Below are 3506 nucleotides of genomic sequence, written 5' to 3'. Positions count from 1 at the left end.
CGGCAATGTGAAGCTGCAGTGGAAACCCGATTTCGGGATGCGTTGGGCTGCGCTCGGCGTCGATTTTGAGATGTATGGCAAGGACCACTCGACCAACACGCCGATTTATGACGGCATCTGCCGCGTGCTTGGTGGGCGTGCGCCGGAGCACTTCACCTACGAGCTGTTCCTAGACGCGAATGGCGAGAAGATCTCGAAGTCGAAGGGCAACGGGCTGTCGATCGACGAATGGCTGACCTATGCGGCGACGGAATCCTTGAGCTACTTCATGTATCTCAAGCCGAAGACCGCGAAGCGGATGCATTTCGACGTGATCCCGAAGGCGGTGGACGAATATCACCAGCAGCTGCGCGCCTATCCCGATCAGCCGATCGAGCAGCAGGTGAACAACCCGGTCTGGCACATCCACGGGGGCAATCCGCCCGAGAGCCGGATGGTGGTGCCTTTCGCGATGCTGCTCAATCTCGCGAGCGTCGCGGGCGCGACCGAGAAGGAAGGGCTGTGGGGTTTCATCAAGCGCTACGCGCCCGAGGCGAGCCCGGAAGGCAATCCCGATCTCGATCAAGCGGCAGGCTTCGCGCTGAAGTATTTCGAGGATTTCGTGAAGCCGACGCTGGTCTTCCGTGCGCCCGACGCGTCCGAACGCGCCGCGCTGGAAGATCTGGCCGAGGCGCTGAAATCCGAGGAAGCCGCGCTCGATCAGATCGCGCGTAAGAACGCGGCGGCCGGCAACGAAGAGCCGCTGCCGGAGGCCGATTTCCACAGCGACGAGTTCCTGCAGACGGTCGTTTTCGCGGTTGGCAAGAACCACGAATTCGCGAACCTGCGCGATTGGTTCAAGGCGCTTTACGAGGTACTTCTGGGCCAGAGCCAGGGGCCGCGTTTCGGCGGGTTCATCGCGCTTTACGGTGTCGATGAAACGGTCGCGCTGATCGAGCGGGCGCTGGCGGGCGAACTGGTCGACTAAGATTTCCAGAGATCGAACCAAGCCCCCCAGCGGTCGCATAGCGGCTCGGGGGGCTCGGCGAATATCCTGGCGCCGAGGGTGAAGGCTTCGGCCTCCAGTCGGGCGGATTCGGCGCGGATCAACGTGAGCAGCGCGTCGGCCCTTTCCGGGTCGAGATGCTCAGGCACTTTCGTCTCGAGCACATGCAGATCGTGATGGTCGCCGATCAACTCCCCCAAAGTGTCGAGTGCGTCTTCGCGCGGATGCAGCATTTCCGGCCAGATCGGGGCGAGCAGGCGGGTGTGATACCAGTGCTGCTTCACCCGCGTCCGCCAATGGTGCAGGTCTAAGCCAGCCCTAGATTTCTGCGCGGTTTTCAGACGCTTGCGGCAATCTTTCAGCGTCTCGTACAATCCGGCCTCATAGGCGGGCCAGCCCTTCTCGGTGACCTCCCAATCCTTCGCGCGTTTGCGGATTTCCGTGACGCGTTTCGCGAATGTCGAGATGTCTTCCGTCTTCGGGGGCAGGGTCGCGGGCAGCGCGTCGAGCATCGCGCGGGCGGCCGACGCACCGTCGAGATCGGGCCCTTCGCGCCCGAGCCGGATAAGCGAGGCGCGCATCACCTCGTCGTCGCGCAGGCCGGAAATGCCCCGGGCGGCTTCGGCCAAGGCATCGTTCTCCTTGTGAAAATCGGAGAAATGCGGCGCGAAGAGACGGATCAGGCCGCGGGTCTTCTTGATCGCTTTGCGAAGGGCGTGCACCGAAGGCTCGGATTTTCCGGCCAGTTTAACGGCTGTCCCAAGCTCGCTGCGCGCGATGCGGCGCAGGGCTTTTGTCGGGGTCTTGTCGTCGAGGGATATGGCGTAAACCATCTGCGGCTCCTCTTGGCTGCACACCCGATGTGGCGCGAGGATATGTCAGGCGCATGACGCTGTCACCTGCGAAGCGGGACGGGCACCGGGAGCGCAGGCTGCGAACGGCCCTCTCAGGTCTTCTTTAACCTTTCCTTCTAGCTCTGTTCGGGCCGAAGCGCGGGCGCTTTCGGTCGGTCCCGGCGCGCAATTGGCATGGCAAGGGGCGCGCGGGTGGGAACATGGACAAGAGGATTGCAGATGAACGTCGCGATTACCGAAGGGCTGGTGCTGACCCCGCCCGCATTCGCCGAAGGGCTGGATCAATGGTCGAGCGAGGATGGCACGCCGGGCTCCACGACCTATGAGAGCGCGGGCAATGCCGTGCTGGTTCCGGCGGATGCGGATTTCGGCGGCTGTCTGGAGATGCTCAAGACGCAGACGGTGCAGAAGCTGCGCTACATGGGCGACACGCCGATCCTGCCCGGGACTTACCTGCGCATCCGGGCGCGGGTGAAGGCGGTCAGCGGCAACCTGCCGGAGGTGCGTGTCGCGGGCTATGCGGTGACGGGATCAGGCAGCCATGTGAGCGGCGTGGTCGAGGTCGGCCCGACAGTCGCGCTGCAAAGCTATGGCGCGGTGGTCGAAGTGTCGGCGATCGTCGGGACCGGCTCGCGCGACGGTGTCGATATGCCGTGGGGGCTGGATGCGGTTTACGGGCATTTCGGGCTGGACCTGACCGGCGCCAATGGCGGCGTGGTGCGCATCGACGATATCGAGATCGAGGATGTAACCGAGGCCTTTCTGCGCGACCTGATGGGCTGGGTCGATGTGCGCGATTACGGCGCGGTCGGGGATGGCGTCACGGACAACGTCGCGGCCTTCAATGCGGCCGATCAGGCGGCGAACGGGCGCAAGGTTTTCGTCTCGGAGGGGGTGTATTACCTGGGCCGCACGATTTCGATCTCGTCGCCGGTCGAGTTCGTGGGCACGCTGGTGATGCCGGTCGCAGCGAAACTGGCGCTGATGTCGTCCTTCGACTTTCCGACCTATGCGGCGGCGTTCGGCGATGAGTCGGCGGGGTTCAAGAAGGCGCTACAGGCGCTGTTCGGCTATACGGATCACAACGTGCTGGACCTGAAAGGGCGCCGCGTCGAGGTGACCGAGCCGATCCGCATCGAGGAGATCGCGCCGAACCTGTCGAGCTTTTCCAACCGCCGGGTTCTGCAGAACGGGCAGATCAACGTGATCGCGGGCTCTGCTTGGGACGATGAGGTGGTGACGTCGCAGGCGAGCTATTCGGTGAGCCAGTCGATGCAGCTGACCTCGGTCGCCAATATCGCCAACATCCCCGTTGGCGCGCGGATCACCGGCACCGGGGTCGGGCGCGAGGTCTATGTGAAGTCGAAGAATGTGGGGGCGCAGACGCTTTACCTGTCGCAGCCGCTTTTTGGCGGGTCGGGCACGCGGACCTACACGTTCACGCGCCACCAATATGTGCTGGATTTCTCGGGGATGGAGAAGCTCGACCGGTTCAATGTCGCCAATGTGGAATTCCTCTGCAACGGCGCGGCGAGCTGCATCATGCTGGCGCCGGATGGGCAGATGTTCCAGATTCGCGACAGCTATGTGGTTCGGCCCAAGGATCGCGCGATCACTTCGATCGGGCGGGGGTGTCAGGACCTGTTGATCGATGGCTGTCAGTTCCT

General features: G+C 63.4%; 2 protein-coding genes and 1 pseudogene. 2 read left to right on the top strand and 1 reads right to left on the bottom strand.

What is annotated here, in order from left to right:
* A pseudogene (lysK, locus tag B3D39_RS16485) lies at positions 1-967 on the top strand (lysine--tRNA ligase); the annotation flags it as partial.
* Here the strand turns inward: lysK and B3D39_RS16480 are convergent.
* The gene (locus B3D39_RS16480; protein WP_274962659.1) at positions 964-1818 is read right to left on the bottom strand and encodes a CHAD domain-containing protein; all 855 of its coding nucleotides are present in this window, start codon (positions 1816-1818) and stop codon (positions 964-966) included. The pseudogene lysK and the gene B3D39_RS16480 overlap by 4 nt on opposite strands.
* Positions 1819-2058: 240 nt before the next feature.
* Between B3D39_RS16480 and B3D39_RS16475 the strand changes: the two genes are divergently transcribed.
* Positions 2059-3506: glycosyl hydrolase family 28-related protein (locus tag B3D39_RS16475; RefSeq protein WP_286789896.1), on the top strand; the 1448-nt coding region annotated here is incomplete at its 3' end.

It is taken from the genome of Thioclava sp. UBA3469 (assembly GCF_002378135.1).
GTDB classification, from domain to species: domain Bacteria; phylum Pseudomonadota; class Alphaproteobacteria; order Rhodobacterales; family Rhodobacteraceae; genus Thioclava; species Thioclava sediminum.
The sequence above is the reverse complement of the archived record's forward strand: the minus strand, read 5'-3'. Positions and strand labels throughout refer to the sequence as shown.

Coding starts and splice junctions, on each gene's coding strand:
- B3D39_RS16480 (WP_274962659.1), bottom strand. CDS start 1,818: ATGGTTTACGCCATATCCCTCGACGACAAGACCCCGACAAAAGCCCTG.